Raw genomic sequence first — 16,079 nt, 5'->3', positions numbered from 1 at the left:
TGGAAGTAGGTCCTGCCTTCGCACCTGGACGTGCATCACTTTAGGAGGGTGGCCCTCGTCCGGGCGAGCGAATTAATCACCGGCGCTTCTGGCGCTTCCACGGGCCCGTGATGGCGACCATGATGCCCGGTTCCTGGATGTTGGCGTACAGGGTCCTGCCGTCGGGCGAGAAGGTCACGCCGGTGAATTCACTGAACTCCGGCTCCTGTTCGGTGCCGATGTTCAGTTCGTTGCGGGCGATGGGGTAGGTGCGGCCGCTGTCGGTCGCCCCGAACAGGTGCTGCGCGCCGTCCCCGTCCTCGGCGACGATCAGGCCGCCGTACGGCGAGACGGTGATGTTGTCGGGACCGTCGAAGGCGCCGTCCCACGCCGGGTCCCGGTCGGCGCCGAGCAGGAGTTTCAGGGTCAGGGTGCGGCGCCTGGGATCGTAGAACCAGACCTGGCCGTCGTGCTGTACGGGGCTCTCCTCACGGGCGTAGGAGGAGACGATGTACGCGCCGCCGTCGCCCCACCACATGCCCTCCAGTTTGCGGCCCCGGGTGACCCGGCCGGGGCCGAACTGTTCGCGGACGGGCACCTCGCGGGCGTCACGGTCGGGCACGTCCACCCAGTCGACGCCGTACACCGTGCCGGTCCGCGTGGCGCGGGAGAGGTCGTCGACGTACCGGCCGCCGGAGTCGTAGCACTTGGGCGCCTGGAGGACACCGGCGTCGTCGGCGAGGGTGCGCAGCCGGCGGGGGCCGTGGCGGAAGCCCTCCGGCGGGTTCCAGCGGTAGAAGAGGCCGTTGGGCTCGTCGGCGTCCTCAGTGAGGTAGGCGTGGCCGCGCCGGGGGTCGATGACGACGGCCTCGTGGTCGTAGCGGCCGAAGAACTTCAGCGGTCTGGGGTCGCGGTTGGCGCGCCGGTCGGCGGGGTCGACCTCGAAGACGTAGCCGTGGTCCTCGGTCATGCCGTTCTCGCCGGCCCGGTCGGAGTTCTCCTCGCAGGTGAGCCAGGTGCCCCAGGGGGTGCTGCCGCCCGCGCAGTTGTTGGCGGTGCCGGCGATGCCGACCCATTCGGCGACGCTTCCGTCGGGGCGCACCTCGACGATCGTGCAGCCGCCGGGTGCGGCGGGGTCGTAGACGAGGCCCTCGGTGAGCGGCACCGGGAACTCGGCCTCGTCGCGCGGGCCGTCCATCTCGTGGTTGTTGACCAGCAGGGTGCTGCCGCGCGGGCCGGGGAAGGCGGCCGTTCCGTCGTGCTCGGCGGGCGTGAACTCACCGGTTTCCAGTCGGGTCCGCCCGGCGTGGGTGAGGACGCGGTAGGTGAACCCGGCGGGCAGGGCGAGGAGCCCTTCCGGGTCCGGAACGAGCGGCCCGTACCCCACACCCCCGTCCCGGCCGGCGGCTTCTCCGGCGATACCGGCGGAGGCGAGGGCGTTAGGCGCGGAGGCGAGGGCGCCGGCAGTGCCCGCCAGCGCGATCCCGGCACCGGTGATCGCGGATGTTCTGGCGAAGTCCCTGCGGGTGAGCGACATGCTGTCTCCAGGTGACGGTGGACAGGGCCGTGGGCCGTGCGCCCGTCAGGCTCCCGCCCCTACCTGAACGCGGGTTGAACGCCGGGGGTCACGGCACTCCCCGCTCCCGTGAAGCTCAGCCGCCGTGCTGCGAGCGCGCCTTGAAGGCGGCCTTCCGCGCCTCCTTGGCGACCTTCTTGTCCGGGTGCAGCCGTCCCATGGCCTCCAGCACGTCCGCGGTGGCCGGGTGGTCCACCCGCCAGACGGCGTCGAAGAAGCCGCCGTGCTGCTGTGCCAGCCCTTCCACCAGGGAGCGCAGCTCCTCCGAGTTGCCCTCCGCGGCGAGCTGGGCGGCCACCGTGTCGATGGTCAGCCAGAAGATCATGGCCTCGGACGGCGGCGGCACGTCGGCGGCCCCGTGCTCGGCCAGCCACACCCGCGCCAGCCCGCCCAGTTCGGGATCGTCCAGTACCTCCCGCAACGCGGGTTCGGCGGACGCGCCGACCAGCGACAGGGCCTGCTGGCACCGCAGCCGCCGCAGCGGCGCGCCCTCGTCGGCCCCGCGTGCCGCCGCCAGCAACTCCCGTGCGGACGCGAGGGGTTCGCGCCGGGCGAGCCACTGTTCGGTCTCCGCGTGGGCCGCCACCGGCGGGAAGTCGGCCGTGCCGTCGAGCAGCGCGTCGGCGCCCTTGTCGGCGAGGTCGCCGACCGCCGGCGCCTCGAATCCGGCCTCCAGCAGCCGGGCGCGCAGCCCGTAGAGGCCGAGGGGGGTGAGCCGCACCATGCCGTAGCGGGAGACGTCGGTGTCGTCCTCCGGTGCGGCGGGCTCCTCGTCGGCGTCGGCCATGAGCGCCTCGTCGACCGGCTGGTACTCCACGAGTCCCACGGGCTCCAGCACGCGGAACTGGTCGTCCAGGCGCATCATCGCGTCGGACACCTGCTCCAGGACGTCATTGGAGGGTTCGGCCATGTCGCCGGGCACGATCACCGACGCGGCCAGCGCGGGCAGCGGCACGGGCGACCCGGAGGGGTCCTCCTCCCCGGCCGTCAGCAGGTAGAGGTTGCCGAGCACTGCGTCCAGGAACTCGGCCTCGGCCTCGGGATCCCAGTCCAGGGCGTCGAGGTCGAGCTCCCCGGAGCCCTCACCCTCGGCGATGGCGTCGACGAGCCCGCCCAGATCGGGGACGCTCGCGTCGCCGAGCACCGTCTCCAGGGCGGCGAGCCAGACGCCCAGCACGTCCTGCGGCGAACCCCCGGTCAGCACCGCGAGTTCGGCGCCCGCCGCGACCGTCCCCTCCTCCTCGTCGACGACCTCGACGAGCCCGGTGTCGACGGCGACGCGCCAGGCCTCACTGGCGTGGGCCGCGGCGTCGTCCCCGGTCAGTCCCAGCTCCGCGGCGGCCTCCGGCAACTGCTCCTCGACGAGCCCGCCCCCCGCGTCCACGCGGGTCGCGGGCCCGGCCCAGCGGGCGAGCCGCGCGGCCCGGGACAGCACCGGGGTGGACAGGGCGTCGCGCGCCAGCTCCGCTTCGGCACGCAGCCGCACCGGCGGCAGGATGGAGCTGTCTGACATCGGCTTGTTTCTCCTAGGGCCTCTTACGACTCAGCCGCTCAGCCTAGACGGATTTCCACCCATGCCGCCCGCTTCATCTCCTCTTCGGTGAGCGTACATGGCCGAAACCTTGACAAGTGGCTTGGCCAGGCTGGAGATTGACGCGCGTAGACAGGGAGTGACCCACGCTCCACCCTCGTCCCGGCGTAGATCACGTTCCCGGAGGGAATCCGTTGCCCAGCAAGTCGTCCGCGCGTCTCGCCGCGCTCACCGTCGCCGCCGTGTGCACCGCGGCGTCCACCGTCGTCCTCACCTCGCCCGCGCACGCGGACTCCGTGCGCATCCATGACATCCAGGGCGACACCCGCATATCGCCGTACGCCGGCGAGCAGGTCGCCGATGTGGCCGGAATCGTCACCGGCGTCCGCACCTACGGCTCGTCACGCGGCTTCTGGATCCAGGACCCCGCACCGGACGCGGACCCGGCCACCAGCGAGGGGGTCTTCGTCTTCACGGGCTCCACGCCGAAGGGCGTCGCGGTCGGCGACGCCGTCACGGTGTCCGGCACGGTCTCGGAGTACGTCCCCGGCGGCACGTCAGCCGGCAACCAGTCCCTGACCGAGATCACCCGCCCGGTCTTCACGGTCGTCTCCAGCGGCAACGCGGTGCCGGCCGCGACACCGGTCACCGCGCGTTCCGTCCCGGCGGCCTACGCCCCCGCGCCGAACGGCTCGATCAACGACCTCACCCTGCGCCCCTCTGCCTACGCCCTGGACCTCTACGAGTCCCTGGAGGGCATGAACGTCCAGGTCTCCGACACCCGGGTGGTGGGCGCCACCGACCCGTACACGGAGCTCTGGGTCACGGTGAAGCCCTGGGAGCACCGCAACCTCCGGGGCGGCACGGTCTACGGCTCGTACGGCTCGCAGAACACCGGCCGTCTCCAGATCCAGTCGCTGGGCAAGGCGGCCGACTTCCCCGACGCGAACGTCGGCGACACCCTCACCGGCGAGACCACGGGCCCCCTGGACTACAACCAGTTCGGCGGCTACACCCTGGTGGCCAACGAGCTCGGCACCCTGAGAAGCGGGGATCTCGAGCGCGAGACGACCCGCAGACAGCACCGGTCGGAACTGGCCGTCGCGACCTACAACGTGGAGAACCTCGACCCCTCGGACGACACCTTCGCCGCCCACGCCGCCGCGATCGTGAACAACCTCAGGTCGCCCGACATCGTGTCCCTGGAGGAGATCCAGGACAACAACGGCGCCACCGACGACGGCACGGTCGCCGCCGACCTGACCCTGGCCCGGCTGATCGAGGCCATCGAGGCGGCGGGGGGCCCGCGCTACGAGTGGCGCGCCATCGACCCGGCCGACAAGCAGGACGGCGGCCAGCCGGGCGGCAACATCCGCCAGGCGTTCCTGTTCAACCCGGACCGGGTCTCCTTCACCGACCGCCCCGGCGGGGACGCCACCACCCCCACCGACGTCACCAGGGTCCGCGGGAAGGCGGCCCTGACGAACTCCCCCGGCCGGATCGACCCGACGTCCGAGGCGTTCGAGGACAGCCGCAAGCCGCTGGCCGGTGAGTTCACCTTCCGTGGCCGCACCGTCATCGTCATCGCCAACCACTTCTCCTCGAAGGGCGGCGACCAGAGCCTGACCTCCGCGTACCAGCCGCCGTCCCGCGGCTCGGAGACCCAGCGTCACCTCCAGGCCGAGGCGGTGCACGACTTCACCGCGAAGATCCTCAAGACGCAGAAGAACGCCAAGGTCGTGGTCCTCGGCGACATCAACGACTTCGAGTTCTCGGAGACGACCGACATCCTCGAGGGCCGAAACACCCTCTGGTCGGCGGTCAAGTCCCTTCCCCGGTCCGAGCGTTACTCGTACGTCTACCAGGGCAACAGCCAGGTCCTGGACCAGATCCTGATCACGCCGTCCATCCGCCGCTTCAGCTACGACAGCGTGCACATCAACGCGGAGTTCCACGACCAGATCAGCGACCACGACCCGCAGATCCTGCGCTTCCGCCCGTAGGCACGCGCAGCCGCCCACGACGATGCGGGGACGGGGCGGGGGCACCCGCCCCGTCCCCGCCCCACCCCGAACCGTGGGCGCTCACCAGCCCCCACGCAACCGGGCCGCAGGCGGCCTCAGCAACGATGGCGCTGCACCATCACCGCACCCACCACCGCGGCGACCACCGCGCCCGCGATCATCACCGGCTTGCGGTACCGCATCCCCGTCTCTCCGGCGTGGGCGGCACTGCTGCGCATCTGCACGGTCATCGCACCGGCCCGGTCCCGGAGGTCGTCGGCCCGCGCCTTCGCCCGCCCCTTGACGTCCATCTTCCCGGCCAACTCCTCGACGGTGTCGCCGAGTTCATGCCGTGTCTGCTCGATCTGCCGCCGCAGCTCGTCGGGCCCCTTGGCGCCCCGGCCCGGCGCTGCAGCCTCCGCCTTCGCGTCCACGTGGGCCCCTTCACGGGCCCCCGCACGCCTGACGTCGTGTGTCATCGGTGCGCCCTTCCCTTGATCTCGTCCACATCGGCCCTCACGCTGCCCAGCGTCCTCTCCGGCTTGGGCGGCGTGGCCCGGCGCAGCTGACCGCGGCCTGCGAGGGCCAGTACTCCGGCGATGAGGAACAGCACGCCCGTGACGATCAGCGCCGCGGCCCACAGAGGCAGCACCAGGTCCAGCGCAGCGACACCCGTACCGGCCAGCGCAAGCAGCCCCGCGTAGCCGAACGCGCCCGCCGCCCCCAGCATCCCGCCGCCGCGTCCGGCACGACGGCCCTTCTCCGCCAGCTCTTCCTTGGCGAGTGCCACTTCCTGCCGTGCGAGCCGTGAGATCTGTTCGGTGGCCTGCCCGACGAGCTCGCCCACGCTGTGCTCGTCGCGAACCGGCCGTCGCTCCATGGTTCCGGTCACGATGCGCCTCCTCTCGGGTCGGGGAGACCCGAGTACCCCCGCCGACCTCCGTCTATCCATGAAGCAACGCTTACCGATACCGGTAACAACAGATAAGTAGAACTTCACGCCTCGGAGGCCGACACTACCCCCATGACCCCTTTCGGCCGCACCCTGTGCGCGATGATCACCCCGTTCACCCCGGCCGGCGCGCTCGACCTCGACGGCGCCCAGCGGCTGGCCGACCACCTGGTCGCCCACGGCTGCGACGGCCTGGTCCTGTCCGGCACCACGGGCGAGTCCCCCACCACCACGGACGCCGAGAAGTCGGCCCTCGTCACGGCGGTACGCCAGGCCGTCGGCAGCCGAGCGACGATCGTCGCGGGCGTCGGCACCCCCGACACGGCCCACACCGCCCGGCTGGCCCGCGAGGCCGAGAAGGCGGGCGCCGACGGCCTCCTGGTGTCGGCCCCGTACTACAGCCTCCCCCCGCAGGACGCGGTCGAGGCGCACTTCCTGGAGATCGCCGACACCACGGACCTCCCCCTGGCCCTGTACGACATCCCCTCCCGCACGGGCGTCCGCATCGCACCGGAGTCGCTGCTGCGCCTCGCTGAGCATCCGCGGATCGTGGCGGTGAAGGACTGTTCGTACGACTTCCTGTCCGCGCAGAAGCTGATCCCGAGCACCGGCCTCGCCTACTACGCGGGGTCCGACGAGCTCAATCTCGCCCTGTACGCGGTCGGCGGCGCCGGCTGCATCAGCACGGTGGCCAACGTGGCCCCGGACCGCGTCAGCGCCGTCCTGGACGCGTTCGACACGGGGGACACCGCCGGCGCGGCCCGCCTCCAGCAGCGAATGACGCCCCTCGTCGAGGCGATGATGGCGAGCGGTCTCCCCGGCACGGTCACCGCCAAGGCCCTCCTCGCCGATCTGGACCTCCCCGCGGGCCCGGTCCGCCCACCCCTGAGGCCGGCCGGGCCCGGCACGACCGCGGAACTCACGCGCGCCTTCGGCCTGGCGGCCGTCTGACGCCTCCGACGACGCACGGGCCGGACCCCCACCCGGTGGGGATCCGGCCCGTGCGGACGGCGCGTGCGCATCAGTCCCAGAGGTATCCGTCCCCGAACAGCAGGAAGTGCTCCAGCACGTCCTCCGCGGGGTCGTCGATCTGCCCGACGTCGGTGTTGAGCAGTGCCACGCGGTGACCGTTGTCCGAGCCCGTGGACGTCTCGTCCGCGTGCGCGGTGCCCGCGAGTGTGCCGCACAGCATCAGCACCGCCACCACACCCATCACGCCGACGGCGCAGCGCAGCGCACCCCGCACCCACTTGTTCTTCATCGCCCGTCCCCATTTCCTGTATGTCAGTCGTCCCGGCGTCTGATCGGACCCTGTGTCCACCCGTTCATCTGCCAAAACGACCCGTAAGTCACGGGGAGTAACCCGTACGGGCGTGACGGCGGGGTCAGTTGTGGCTGTGGAGGACCTCGTTGAGGCCGCCCCAGACCGCGTTGTTGGGGCGCGCCTCGACCGTGCCCGTCACGGAGTTGCGGCGGAACAGGATGTGGGAGGCGCCGGACAGCTCCCGCGCCTTGACGACCTCGCCGTCGGGCATGGTGACGCGGGTACCGGCGGTGACGTACAGCCCCGCCTCGACCACGCACTCGTCCCCGAGGGCGATGCCGACGCCCGCCTCGGCGCCGATCAGGCACCGCTCGCCGACGGAGATGCGGACGTTGCCGCCGCCGGACAGGGTGCCCATGGTGGAGGCGCCGCCGCCGATGTCGGAGCCGTCGCCGATGACGACACCGGCCGAGATGCGGCCCTCGACCATCGACGTGCCGAGCGTGCCGGCGTTGAAGTTGACGAAGCCCTCGTGCATGACGGTGGTGCCCTCGGCGAGGTGCGCGCCGAGCCGTACCCGGTCGGCGTCGGCGATCCGGACGCCCTTGGGAGCGACGTAGTCCGTCATGCGCGGGAACTTGTCGACGGAGGTGACGGCGAGGTGCAGGCCCTCGGCGCGGGCGTTGAGCCGGACCTTCTCCAGGTCGTCCACGGCGACCGGGCCGAGCGAGGTCCAGGCGACGTTGGCGAGGTGGGCGAAGATGCCGTCGAGGTTCTGGCCGTGCGGCTTGACCAGGCGGTGGGAGAGCAGGTGGAGGCGCAGATAGACGTCGTGCGCGTCGACCGGCTTCTCGTCCAGCGAGGAGATGACCGTGCGGACCGCGACGACCTCGACACCGCGGCGGGCGTCGGGGCCGACCGCCGCGGTGGCGCCGCCGCCCAGCAGTTCGGCGGCGCGCTCGGCGGAGAGCCGCTCGGTGCCGGACGGGCCGGGGTCGGCGGCGAGTTCGGGGGCGGGGAACCACGTGTCGAGAACGGTGCCGTCGGCGGCGACGGTGGCGAGGCCGGCGGCCACTGCGCCGGTGGTGCTCTGAGCAGTCGTGTCGGTCATAAGGGCAACCTAACCGCCCGGCGGCCACGGACGCGAACCGGTCCCCCGGCATCTCACGTGGCGGGCGAACGGCCCGCCGCCGGGCCCCCTCGGCCCGCCGCGATCATCCGTCCCAGCACCTCCCGGGCGTACCCCTCGTCGTAGGGCCTGCCGGTCAGCAGCACCTGGAGACAGATGCCGTCCACCAGCGCGACCAGCCCCCGCGCGGTGACCGGGTCGGTGCGGCGGGACAGGTGCTCGGCGACGCCCTCGCACCACTCGGCCGCGACCGGGCGCAGGGCGGGGCGGCGCAGGGCGGCCAGGTACAGCTCGTACTCCAGCTCCACTCCGGTGCGCTCTCCGGCCAGCCATGCGCCGATCAGAGCGGCGAGTTCGGCCGCGAGGTCGCTGCCGGGGTCCGCCGGACCGCCGCGCGAGGCGACCACCTTGGCGAAGCCCTCGTTGGTCTGGCGCAGGGCGGCGACCATCAGCTCGTCGAGGGTCTTGAAGTGGTACGTGGTGGAGCCGAGCGGGACGTCCGCCTCGGCGGCGACGCTGCGGTGACTGAGACCGGCGATGCCACTGCGGCCCACCACCCGGATCGCCGCGTCGATGATCCGCTGCCGTCGCTCGGGGTCGTACCGCCGGGCCATCAGTGGGCCCCTCCCAGGTTCAGCACCACGACTCCGATGATGATCAGGGCGATGCCCGCGGCCCTGGCGGCGGTGAGCCCCTCCCCCAGGAACACGATGCCGATCGTGGCGATGGCGGCGGTGCCCACGCCGGCCCAGATCGCGTACGCGGTGCCGATGGCGACGGTCCGGAGCGTCTGGGCCAGGAGCGCGAAGGAGATCAGGTAGCCGGCCACGGTCAGCAGCGAGGGCCAGAGCCTGCTGAAGCCCTCGCTGTACTTCATGGCGGTGGTGGCGCAGACCTCGGCGACGATGGCGCCGGACAGCAGCAGATATCCCATGCGTACGAACGTACACAACGGATGTACGGGCGTACACAACGGCGCGGGTGAGAACACGACAGCGGCGGCGCCTTCCGGCGCCGCCGCTGTCGTCGAAGCGTGTCTCAGACGTTGAACCCCAACGCCCGGAGCTGCTCGCGTCCGTCGTCCGTGATCTTGTCGGGGCCCCACGGCGGCATCCACACCCAGTTGATGCGCAGCTCGCTGACCAGACCGTCCGTGGCGGACTTGGCCTGGTCCTCGATGACGTCCGTCAGGGGACAGGCCGCGGAGGTCAGGGTCATGTCGACGGTCGCCACATTGGAGTCGTCGACGTGGATGCCGTAGATGAGGCCGAGGTTGACGACGTCGATGCCCAGTTCGGGGTCGACGACGTCCATCAGGGCCTCGCGGAGCTCCTCCTCCGAGGCCGGCTTCATCTCCAGGGTCTCGCTCATGCCGTAGTCCTTTCGGCGTCGGCGCCCAGCGCCTGGGCCGTCGCGTCCTTCCACGCCATCCAGCTGAGGAGGGCGCACTTCACCCGGGCCGGGTACTTGGACACCCCGGCGAACGCGACCGCGTCCTCCAGGATCTCCTCCATCGCGTCGTCGGGCTCGATCTTCCCCTTGGACTGCATCAGTTCCAGGAAGGTCCCCTGGATCCGCTGCGCCTCGGCGAGGTCCTTGCCGACCAGCAGGTCGTTCAGCACGGAGGCGGAGGCCTGGCTGATGGAGCAGCCCTGGCCCTCGTAGCTGACGTCGCTGATCGTCGTGCCGTCGTACTTCACGCGCAGTGTGATCTCGTCGCCGCACGTCGGGTTGACGTGGTGCACCTCGGCGTCGCCGTCCCTCAGACCACGCCCGTGCGGGTTCTTGTAGTGGTCCAGGATGACGTCCTGGTACATGGAGTCCAGCTTCACGCCTCAGCCCCTCATCCGAAGAAGTTCCGTACGTGCTCCAGGCCGTCGACCAGGGCGTCGACCTCGGCCGGCGTGGAGTACAGATAGAACGACGCTCGCGTGGTCGCAGGAATTCCGTACCGCAGGCAGACAGGGCGGGCGCAGTGATGACCCACGCGTACCGCGATGCCCTGCTCGTCGAGGACCTGGCCCACGTCGTGCGGGTGGATGTCACCCAGGGTGAACGAGATCGCGGCGCCGCGGTCCTCGGCCGTGGCGGGGCCGATGATGCGCAGGTCCGGGACCTCGGCCAGCCGCTTGACCGCGTACTCGGTGATCGCGTGCTCATGGGCGAGGATCTTGTCCATGCCGATGGCCGACAGGTAGTCGATCGCCGCGCCGAGACCGACCGCCTGGGCGATCGGCGGGGTGCCCGCCTCGAACTTGTGCGGGGCCGGGGCGTAGGTCGACGAGCTCATCGACACGGTCTCGATCATCTCGCCGCCGCCGAGGAACGGAGGCAGGTCCTCCAGCAGCTCCTGGCGGCCCCAGAGGACGCCGATGCCGGTCGGGCCGCACATCTTGTGACCGGTGAAGGCCACGAAATCGGCCTGGAGGGCCTGGACGTCCAGCGGCATGTGCGGCGCGGCCTGGGAGGCGTCGATGCACACGAGCGCGCCGACCTCCTGGGCACGGCGCACTATCGCCTCGACCGGGTTGACCGTGCCCAGGATGTTGGACACCAGCACGAAGGAGACGATCTTCGTCTTCTCCGTGATGATCTCGTCGATGTTCGACAGGTCGAGCCGGCCGTCGTCGGTGAGGCCGAACCACTTCAGCTTCGCGCCCGTGCGCTGCGCCAGCAGCTGCCAGGGCACGATGTTGGAGTGGTGCTCCATCTCCGTGATGACGATCTCGGTCTCGTGGTCCACCCGGTAGGGCTCGTCGGCCCAGCCGAGCATGTTGGCCACGAGGTTGAGCGACTCGGAGGCGTTCTTGGTGAAGATCACCTCGTCGCGCGAGGGGGCGTTGACGAACTCCGCCACCTTGTCGCGCGCACCCTCGTACAGCGCCGTGGCCTCCTCGGCGAGCACATGCACACCGCGGTGGACGTTGGCGTTGTAGCGCTCGTAGTACTCACCGAGTGCGTCCAGTACCTGGCGCGGCTTCTGGCTGGTCGCCGCGTTGTCCAGGTACACGAGCTTGCGCCCGTCGTGGACCTGCCGGTCCAGGATGGGGAAGTCCTTGCGGATCGCCTCGGTGTCGAGGAGGCCCGGCAGCTGTGTCACTCGGATGCGCCACCCTTCACGTACTTGTCGTAGCCCTCTGCCTCGAGCTGGTCGGCGAGCTCCGCGCCGCCGGACTCGGCGATACGACCGTTCGCGAACACGTGCACGTGGTCGGGCTTGATGTAGCGCAGGATGCGCGTGTAGTGCGTGATCAGCAGGGTGCCGACCTCGCCGGACTCGCGGACGCGGTTGACGCCCTCGGAGACGACGCGCAGGGCGTCGACGTCCAGGCCGGAGTCGGTCTCGTCGAGGATCGCGACCTTCGGCTTGAGCAGCTCGAGCTGGAGGATCTCGTGGCGCTTCTTCTCACCGCCGGAGAAGCCCTCGTTGACGTTGCGCTCGGCGAAGGCGGGGTCCATGTTGAGGCGCTCCATGGCCTCCTTGACCTCCTTCACCCAGGTGCGCAGCTTGGGGGCCTCGCCGCGGACGGCGGTGGCGGAGGTGCGCAGGAAGTTGGAGACGGAGACGCCGGGGACCTCGACCGGGTACTGCATGGCGAGGAACAGACCGGCCCGGGCACGCTCGTCGACGGACATCTCCAGGACGTCCTCGCCGTCGAGGGTGACGGTGCCGCCGGTGACCGTGTACTTGGGGTGACCCGCGAGGGAGTAGGCGAGGGTCGACTTGCCGGAGCCGTTCGGGCCCATGATGGCGTGCGTCTCGCCCTGCTTCACGGTGAGGTCGACACCCTTGAGGATTTCCTTCGTGCCGTTCTCGACCTCGACGGTGACGTGCAGGTCTCGGATTTCAAGCGTTGCCATGGGTGCCTCAGGACTCCTGGGTGACGGAGACGAGCACGTCGTCCCCTTCGATCTTTACGGGGTATACGGGGACGGGGCGCGTCGCCGGAAGGGCGTCGGGCTTGCCCGAACGGAGGTCGAAACGCGAGCCGTGCAGCCAGCACTCGATGTGGCAGTCGTCCACCTCGCCCTCCGACAGCGAGACGTTCGCGTGCGAGCAGATGTCGTTGATCGCGAACACCTCGCCCTCGGTGAGCACGACGGAAACCGGCGTGCCGTCGAGTTCCACCCGCTTCGGGGTGTCCTCCTCCAGCTCGCTCAGCCCGCAGGCGCGTACGAAGGTCATGCGACCGCCGCCTCCAGCTCCTCCTCGATCTTGGCGATCAGACGCTCCTCGATGTCCGGGACGCCGATCTGCTGCACGAGCTCGGCGAAGAAGCCGCGGACCACCAGACGGCGGGCGTCCTTCTCGGGGATGCCGCGGGCCATCAGGTAGAAGAGCTGCTCGTCGTCGAAGCGGCCGGTCGCGGAGGCGTGGCCGGCACCGACGATCTCGCCGGTCTCGATCTCCAGATTGGGCACGGAGTCGACGCGGGCGCCGTCGGTGAGGACCAGGTTGCGGTTCATCTCGTAGGTGTCGGTGCCCTCGGCCTTGGCCTCGATGAGCACGTCACCGATCCACACGGCGTGCGCGTCGTCGCCCTGGAGTGCGCCCTTGTAGACGACGTTGGACTTGCAGTGCGGGACGTTGTGGTCGACCAGGAGGCGGTGCTCCTGGTGCTGGCCGGCGTCGGTGAAGTACAGGCCGAACAGCTCGGCCTCGCCGCCGGGGCCGGCGTAGGACACGCGCGGGTGGAGGCGTACGACGTCGCCGCCGAAGGTGACGACGACCGACTTGAAGGAGGCGTCGCGGCCGACCAGGGCGTTGTGCTGGGCGACGTGCACGGCCTTGTCGTCCCAGTCCTGGACGGAGACGACGGTCAGCTTGGCGCCGTCGCCGAGGACGAAGTCGACGTTGGCGGCGAGCACCGCGTCCCCGGTGTGGTCGATGACCACGAGGGCCTCGGCGAAGGCGCCGAGCTCGATCAGCTGGTGGCCGTAGGCCGTGCCGCCCTCGCCGTGCACCGCGATGCGGATCGGCTCGGTGAGCACGGTCTCCTTCGGCACGGTCACGACCGAGGCCCGCTCGAAGGCGGAGTACGCCTGGGCGGCGACGCGGTCCACCGGCGTGCCCGCCCGGCCGAGCCGGGCGTCGTCGCGGCCGACGGTCTCGACGGTGACGCCCTCGGGGGCCTCGACGGCGACCTTGACGCCCTCGCCGGTGGCGGTGGCGGTGGCGGTGCCGTCGTGCAGACCGCGCAGCCGCTCCAGCGGGGTGAACCGCCACTCCTCCTCGCGGCCGTGGGGGACGGCGAAGTCCGCCACGTCGTAGGACGGGGGCGCGCTCATACGGGTGGCGACCGTCGACTCCGCGGCCACCGCGATCGAGCCCGCGGTGGTGGAACCCACGGGTGGGGGTCCCCCCGCTGGAGCGAAGCCGGAAGTGGGGGAGTTCTGAGCCTCAGCCATGGCTGTCGTAGTGCTCGCTTTCCTTTACGTAAGGGGCTTGACGGAACGGCGTGGTGCTTTAGCCGACCGCGCCTTCCATCTGCAGCTCGATCAGCCGGTTGAGCTCGAGCGCGTACTCCATCGGCAGTTCCTTGGCGATCGGCTCGACGAAGCCGCGCACGATCATCGCCATCGCCTCGAACTCGCTCAGGCCGCGGCTCATCAGGTAGAAGAGCTGGTCCTCGGAGACCTTGGAGACGGTCGCCTCGTGGCCCATGGACACGTCGTCCTCACGGACGTCCACGTAGGGGTAGGTGTCCGAGCGGGAGATGGTGTCGACGAGCAGCGCGTCGCACAGCACGTTGGACTTGGCGCCCGGGGCGCCCTCGCCGATCTCGATCAGACCGCGGTAGGAGGTACGGCCACCGCCGCGCGCCACCGACTTGGAGACGATGTTGGACGAGGTGTTCGGGGCCATGTGGACCATCTTGGCGCCCGCGTCCTGGTGCTGGCCCTCGCCGGCGAAGGCGATGGACAGCGTCTCGCCCTTGGCGTGCTCGCCCATCAGGTAGACGGCCGGGTACTTCATCGTCACCTTGGAGCCGATGTTGCCGTCGACCCACTCCATGGTCGCGCCCTCGTAGGCCACGGCGCGCTTGGTGACCAGGTTGTAGACGTTGTTCGACCAGTTCTGGATGGTCGTGTAGCGGCAGCGGGCGTTCTTCTTGACGATGATCTCGACGACCGCGGAGTGCAGCGAGTCCGACTTGTAGATCGGGGCGGTGCAGCCCTCGACGTAGTGCACGTAGGCGCCCTCGTCGACGATGATCAGGGTGCGCTCGAACTGGCCCATGTTCTCGGTGTTGATCCGGAAGTAGGCCTGGAGCGGGATCTCGACGTGCACGCCCGGCGGCACGTAGATGAAGGAGCCGCCGGACCACACGGCGGAGTTCAGCGAGGCGAACTTGTTGTCGCCGACCGGGATGACGGTGCCGAAGTACTCCTTGAAGAGCTCCGGGTGCTCCTTCAGCGCCGTGTCGGTGTCGAGGAAGATGACGCCCTGCTCCTCCAGGTCCTCACGGATCTGGTGGTAGACGACCTCCGACTCGTACTGCGCGGCGACACCGGCGACGAGGCGCTTCTTCTCGGCCTCCGGGATGCCCAGCTTGTCGTAGGTGTTCTTGATGTCCTCGGGCAGGTCCTCCCAGGACTCCGCCTGCTTCTCCGTGGAGCGCACGAAGTACTTGATGTTGTCGAAGTCGATGCCGGAGAGGTCGGAGCCCCAGTTCGGCATGGGCTTCTTCTCGAACAGGCGCAGGCCCTTGAGACGGAGCTTGGTCATCCACTCCGGCTCGTCCTTCTTCGCGGAGATGTCCCGGACGACGTCCTCGTTCAGGCCGCGGCGCGCCGACGCACCGGCCTCGTCACGGTCGGCCCAGCCGTACTCGTAGTTGCCCAGACCCTCCAGCTCGGGGTGGGCAGTCTCCGTGGGGAGAGTCATGCGGGGTTCCTCCCGGACGTGCTTTCAGATGCGTGGTGGGAAATCTTGGGGATGAACGTCGTGCAGACGCCGTCGCCGTGCGCGATGGTGGCCAGTCGCTGCACATGCGTACCGAGAAGCTCGGCGAAGAATTCCGTCTCGGCCTCGCACAGCTGCGGGAATTCCTCGGCGGCGTGGGCGACCGGACAGTGGTGCTGGCAGAGCTGCTCGCCGACCGGTGCGCTGCGCGCAGTCGCAGCGTACCCGTCCGCGCTCAGGGCCTTGGCCAGCGCTTCCGTACGGTCCTCGGGTGCCGCGGCGGCGACCGCCTTCCGGTAGGCCCCCGCCTGGGCGGCGATCCGGGCGCGGGCGAAGGCGGCGATCGCCTCGCTTCCGCCCTCCCGCTCACCGATCCAGCGCAGGGCGTCCACGGCCAGCTTGTCGTAGGACTGGTCGAAGGCGTCGCGTCCGCAGTCGGTCAGGGCGAACACCTTGGCCGGGCGCCCGCGCGTGCGTGCGCCGTAGACCCGCCGTTCACGGGCTTCCACCACGTTGTCGGCGGTCAGTGCGTCCAGATGCCGGCGTACGGCCGCCTGGGTGAGTCCGAGTCGGTCGGCCAGCTCGGCGACGGTCGACGGGCCGTGGTCCAGGATGGAGCGGGCGACGCGGTTGCGGGTGGACCGCTCACCGGTTGCCAGTTCCTCGTGGGAAGCCTCGCCGACGTTTTTCACAACGCCATTGTTGCGTAATTCGTCTGAGCCGGGCAAGCCGCGCCCG

Annotated in this window: 18 protein-coding genes; 2 read left to right on the top strand and 16 right to left on the bottom strand. The window is 70.4% G+C overall.

Going from position 1 to position 16,079, the window contains the following annotated elements:
- Nucleotides 1-76 precede the first annotated feature (76 nt).
- The gene (locus ACZ44S_RS16690) at nucleotides 77-1,516 is read right to left on the bottom strand and encodes an alkaline phosphatase PhoX (RefSeq protein WP_466929440.1); all 1,440 of its coding nucleotides are present in this window, start codon (nucleotides 1,514-1,516) and stop codon (nucleotides 77-79) included.
- Nucleotides 1,517-1,631: 115 nt separating this feature from the next.
- Nucleotides 1,632-3,068, bottom strand: a complete 1,437-nt coding sequence (locus tag ACZ44S_RS16685; RefSeq protein ID WP_466929438.1) for a hypothetical protein — start codon at nucleotides 3,066-3,068, stop codon at nucleotides 1,632-1,634.
- Between the two features lie 212 nt (nucleotides 3,069-3,280).
- Between ACZ44S_RS16685 and ACZ44S_RS16680 the strand changes: the two genes are divergently transcribed.
- Nucleotides 3,281-5,089 (top strand): endonuclease/exonuclease/phosphatase family protein, encoded by a 1,809-nt coding sequence (locus ACZ44S_RS16680; RefSeq protein WP_466929435.1) that lies wholly within the window; start codon nucleotides 3,281-3,283, stop codon nucleotides 5,087-5,089.
- 116 nt (nucleotides 5,090-5,205) lie between these two features.
- On the opposite strand, the gene ACZ44S_RS16675 is transcribed toward ACZ44S_RS16680, so the two are convergent.
- Together ACZ44S_RS16675 and ACZ44S_RS16670 are read right to left on the bottom strand one after the other, a co-directional pair.
- Complete coding sequence (locus ACZ44S_RS16675; RefSeq protein WP_466929433.1) at nucleotides 5,206-5,568, bottom strand: DUF3618 domain-containing protein; 363 nt, start codon at nucleotides 5,566-5,568, stop codon at nucleotides 5,206-5,208.
- Nucleotides 5,565-5,981: a phage holin family protein gene (locus tag ACZ44S_RS16670; RefSeq protein ID WP_466929430.1), complete on the bottom strand. Its 417-nt coding sequence runs from the start codon at nucleotides 5,979-5,981 to the stop codon at nucleotides 5,565-5,567. The genes ACZ44S_RS16675 and ACZ44S_RS16670 overlap by 4 nt, the downstream gene beginning before the upstream one ends.
- Before the next feature lie 132 nt (nucleotides 5,982-6,113).
- On the opposite strand from ACZ44S_RS16670, the gene dapA reads away from it, so the two are divergent.
- A complete protein-coding gene (dapA, locus tag ACZ44S_RS16665; RefSeq protein WP_466929428.1) occupies nucleotides 6,114-6,992 on the top strand; it encodes a 4-hydroxy-tetrahydrodipicolinate synthase in 879 nt (292 codons plus the stop codon).
- 70 nt (nucleotides 6,993-7,062) lie between these two features.
- Here the strand turns inward: dapA and ACZ44S_RS16660 are convergent, their stop codons facing one another.
- The 12 genes from ACZ44S_RS16660 to ACZ44S_RS16605 form a co-directional block, all read right to left on the bottom strand.
- Nucleotides 7,063-7,302: a hypothetical protein gene (locus tag ACZ44S_RS16660; protein ID WP_466929426.1), complete on the bottom strand. Its 240-nt coding sequence runs from the start codon at nucleotides 7,300-7,302 to the stop codon at nucleotides 7,063-7,065.
- Nucleotides 7,303-7,426: 124 nt separating this feature from the next.
- Nucleotides 7,427-8,416 (bottom strand): 2,3,4,5-tetrahydropyridine-2,6-dicarboxylate N-succinyltransferase, encoded by a 990-nt coding sequence (dapD, locus tag ACZ44S_RS16655; protein WP_466929424.1) that lies wholly within the window; start codon nucleotides 8,414-8,416, stop codon nucleotides 7,427-7,429.
- Nucleotides 8,417-8,469: 53 nt separating this feature from the next.
- Nucleotides 8,470-9,048 carry a TetR/AcrR family transcriptional regulator gene (locus ACZ44S_RS16650; protein ID WP_466929421.1) on the bottom strand — a complete coding sequence of 193 codons (579 nt, stop codon included), beginning with the start codon at nucleotides 9,046-9,048 and terminating at the stop codon, nucleotides 8,470-8,472.
- Nucleotides 9,048-9,368: a DMT family transporter gene (locus ACZ44S_RS16645; protein WP_466929418.1), complete on the bottom strand. Its 321-nt coding sequence runs from the start codon at nucleotides 9,366-9,368 to the stop codon at nucleotides 9,048-9,050. The genes ACZ44S_RS16650 and ACZ44S_RS16645 overlap by 1 nt, the downstream gene beginning before the upstream one ends.
- Before the next feature lie 104 nt (nucleotides 9,369-9,472).
- Complete coding sequence (locus ACZ44S_RS16640; protein ID WP_030224563.1) at nucleotides 9,473-9,805, bottom strand: metal-sulfur cluster assembly factor; 333 nt, start codon at nucleotides 9,803-9,805, stop codon at nucleotides 9,473-9,475.
- The gene (gene sufU / locus ACZ44S_RS16635) at nucleotides 9,802-10,266 is read right to left on the bottom strand and encodes a Fe-S cluster assembly sulfur transfer protein SufU (RefSeq protein WP_030820953.1); all 465 of its coding nucleotides are present in this window, start codon (nucleotides 10,264-10,266) and stop codon (nucleotides 9,802-9,804) included. Before sufU ends, ACZ44S_RS16640 begins: the two co-directional genes overlap by 4 nt.
- An 11-nt stretch (nucleotides 10,267-10,277) precedes the next feature.
- Nucleotides 10,278-11,534 carry a cysteine desulfurase gene (locus ACZ44S_RS16630; RefSeq protein ID WP_466929416.1) on the bottom strand — a complete coding sequence of 419 codons (1,257 nt, stop codon included), beginning with the start codon at nucleotides 11,532-11,534 and terminating at the stop codon, nucleotides 10,278-10,280.
- Complete coding sequence (gene sufC, locus ACZ44S_RS16625) at nucleotides 11,531-12,295, bottom strand: Fe-S cluster assembly ATPase SufC (RefSeq protein ID WP_466929413.1); 765 nt, start codon at nucleotides 12,293-12,295, stop codon at nucleotides 11,531-11,533. The genes ACZ44S_RS16630 and sufC overlap by 4 nt, the downstream gene beginning before the upstream one ends.
- A 7-nt stretch (nucleotides 12,296-12,302) precedes the next feature.
- A complete protein-coding gene (locus ACZ44S_RS16620; protein WP_125507417.1) occupies nucleotides 12,303-12,620 on the bottom strand; it encodes a non-heme iron oxygenase ferredoxin subunit in 318 nt (105 codons plus the stop codon).
- Complete coding sequence (gene sufD, locus ACZ44S_RS16615; RefSeq protein ID WP_466929410.1) at nucleotides 12,617-13,843, bottom strand: Fe-S cluster assembly protein SufD; 1,227 nt, start codon at nucleotides 13,841-13,843, stop codon at nucleotides 12,617-12,619. Before sufD ends, ACZ44S_RS16620 begins: the two co-directional genes overlap by 4 nt.
- A gap of 58 nt (nucleotides 13,844-13,901) precedes the next feature.
- Nucleotides 13,902-15,323: a Fe-S cluster assembly protein SufB gene (sufB, locus tag ACZ44S_RS16610; protein WP_004932805.1), complete on the bottom strand. Its 1,422-nt coding sequence runs from the start codon at nucleotides 15,321-15,323 to the stop codon at nucleotides 13,902-13,904.
- Nucleotides 15,320-16,033 (bottom strand): helix-turn-helix transcriptional regulator, encoded by a 714-nt coding sequence (locus tag ACZ44S_RS16605; protein WP_466929407.1) that lies wholly within the window; start codon nucleotides 16,031-16,033, stop codon nucleotides 15,320-15,322. Before ACZ44S_RS16605 ends, sufB begins: the two co-directional genes overlap by 4 nt.
- Between the last annotated feature and the right edge of the window lie 46 nt (nucleotides 16,034-16,079).

Source organism: Streptomyces malachitofuscus (assembly GCF_055571035.1).
Note: the sequence above shows the minus strand (reverse complement) of the source record. Positions and strands in the feature narration are given on the sequence as shown.

Coding starts and splice junctions, on each gene's coding strand:
- dapD (WP_466929424.1), bottom strand. CDS start 8,416: ATGACCGACACGACTGCTCAGAGCACCACCGGCGCAGTGGCCGCCGGC.
- ACZ44S_RS16650 (WP_466929421.1), bottom strand. CDS start 9,048: ATGGCCCGGCGGTACGACCCCGAGCGACGGCAGCGGATCATCGACGCG.
- ACZ44S_RS16660 (WP_466929426.1), bottom strand. CDS start 7,302: ATGAAGAACAAGTGGGTGCGGGGTGCGCTGCGCTGCGCCGTCGGCGTG.
- sufB (WP_004932805.1), bottom strand. CDS start 15,323: ATGACTCTCCCCACGGAGACTGCCCACCCCGAGCTGGAGGGTCTGGGC.
- ACZ44S_RS16620 (WP_125507417.1), bottom strand. CDS start 12,620: ATGACCTTCGTACGCGCCTGCGGGCTGAGCGAGCTGGAGGAGGACACC.
- dapA (WP_466929428.1), top strand. CDS start 6,114: ATGACCCCTTTCGGCCGCACCCTGTGCGCGATGATCACCCCGTTCACC.
- sufD (WP_466929410.1), bottom strand. CDS start 13,843: ATGGCTGAGGCTCAGAACTCCCCCACTTCCGGCTTCGCTCCAGCGGGG.
- ACZ44S_RS16640 (WP_030224563.1), bottom strand. CDS start 9,805: ATGAGCGAGACCCTGGAGATGAAGCCGGCCTCGGAGGAGGAGCTCCGC.
- sufC (WP_466929413.1), bottom strand. CDS start 12,295: ATGGCAACGCTTGAAATCCGAGACCTGCACGTCACCGTCGAGGTCGAG.
- ACZ44S_RS16675 (WP_466929433.1), bottom strand. CDS start 5,568: ATGACACACGACGTCAGGCGTGCGGGGGCCCGTGAAGGGGCCCACGTG.
- ACZ44S_RS16690 (WP_466929440.1), bottom strand. CDS start 1,516: ATGTCGCTCACCCGCAGGGACTTCGCCAGAACATCCGCGATCACCGGT.
- ACZ44S_RS16645 (WP_466929418.1), bottom strand. CDS start 9,368: ATGGGATATCTGCTGCTGTCCGGCGCCATCGTCGCCGAGGTCTGCGCC.
- ACZ44S_RS16685 (WP_466929438.1), bottom strand. CDS start 3,068: ATGTCAGACAGCTCCATCCTGCCGCCGGTGCGGCTGCGTGCCGAAGCG.